Source organism: Parendozoicomonas verongulae (genome assembly GCF_009711465.1).
Classification (GTDB): Bacteria; Pseudomonadota; Gammaproteobacteria; order Pseudomonadales; family Endozoicomonadaceae; genus Sansalvadorimonas; species Sansalvadorimonas verongulae.
Genome location: NZ_SMME01000735.1, coordinates 1 through 1,121 on the forward strand (window position 1 = coordinate 1; position 1,121 = coordinate 1,121).

Sequence of the window (1,121 nt, forward strand, 5' to 3'; positions counted from 1 at the left end):
CTAGATGAACGGTTTCAGTTTTTGAAAAGCACTGGAGAAAATTTTTTGAAAAATTCCTTAGACGATGAAACATCAATTAGAATGCTCTTGGATGTTGATACCACGCGTTCACCACGAAAAGAGCAATTCCAAAAGCTTAAAATAGATGCTCTGAATGATTTGACTGGTAGGCATTACGAAATGGTGGAGTAAGATAAATACCATAGCGAATAGAGTTGTAGAGTCGATTTGGCTGATTCCGGTTCTCTGCCTTGCTACTCTTGGTCTTTGAGTCAGAATCGTTGCGAATGATACTGTCCGATCTGTAGCAATATAATCGATCACGTTTACAGACAAGAGCTCCTGAGGTCAAAGGCTTCATGTAGAGCTCTTTTGCTTAGGCTCTGTCGAGCAAACTTAGGCAAATGCCTTTTGCCAACCCGCAAGCACCGTCGTTTACTGGTGTTATAACCATCTGATCTATAAGACAAAAAACGGGGGTTCAATTTTCCTCTAACCTCCTAAATTCAGAGCTAAAGTGCTCAGAATAGGAAAAATCACTGAAAATGCTGGTTTGATAGAGAAGAAATGAAAAACAGGATGAGCCGCCAGAACCTGCCGTAAACAGTGGCGTTACAGACTATAGCAAACATGAGGAGAAGTATCTTCAAAAGGAAAATGGCAGGCCACGAGAGAATCGAACTCCCAACCCCCGGTTTTGGAGACCGGTGCTCTACCAATTGAGCTAGTGGCCTGCAGAAGATGGGTCAATTTATACCCCAGAGATTTTCGGAAGTCTATGTTTTTCCGACATTTTTCCTTCATTCACTCATCACTCAGATAAACTGGCCCACACACACTTACAACCTACATCTATATGAAAAAAGCCTTCCCCATATTTTTCACCTGTTTTCTATTTACGGTGTTGACACTCTTCCTCCCCCCCAATATCATTCGCACCACATTTCGGCGACAGCGCAAGCAACCACCGAAATATTGATGGGGCCTTAGCTCAGCTGGGAGAGCGCAACACTGGCAGTGTTGAGGTCAGCGGTTCGATCCCGCTAGGCTCCACCAACTTCACTTAGTGAAGATTCTTTTATAGAGATTACGTCCCGTTCGTCTAGTGGCCTAGGACACTG

Annotated in this window: 1 protein-coding gene and 2 tRNA genes; 2 read left to right on the forward strand and 1 reads right to left on the reverse strand. The window is 43.8% G+C overall.

Annotation, left to right across the window (positions count from 1 at the left end; all coding sequences use genetic code 11):
- Nucleotides 1-192: hypothetical protein (locus tag E1189_RS25205; protein ID WP_230460156.1), on the forward strand; the 192-nt coding region annotated here is incomplete at its 5' end.
- Between the two features lie 466 nt (nt 193-658).
- Here E1189_RS25205 and E1189_RS04380 read toward each other — a convergent pair.
- A tRNA-Trp gene (locus E1189_RS04380) sits at nt 659-734 on the reverse strand.
- Between the two features lie 246 nt (nt 735-980).
- On the opposite strand from E1189_RS04380, the gene E1189_RS04385 reads away from it, so the two are divergent.
- Nucleotides 981-1,056, forward strand: a tRNA-Ala gene (locus E1189_RS04385).
- The last annotated feature ends 65 nt before the right edge of the window (nt 1,057-1,121 follow it).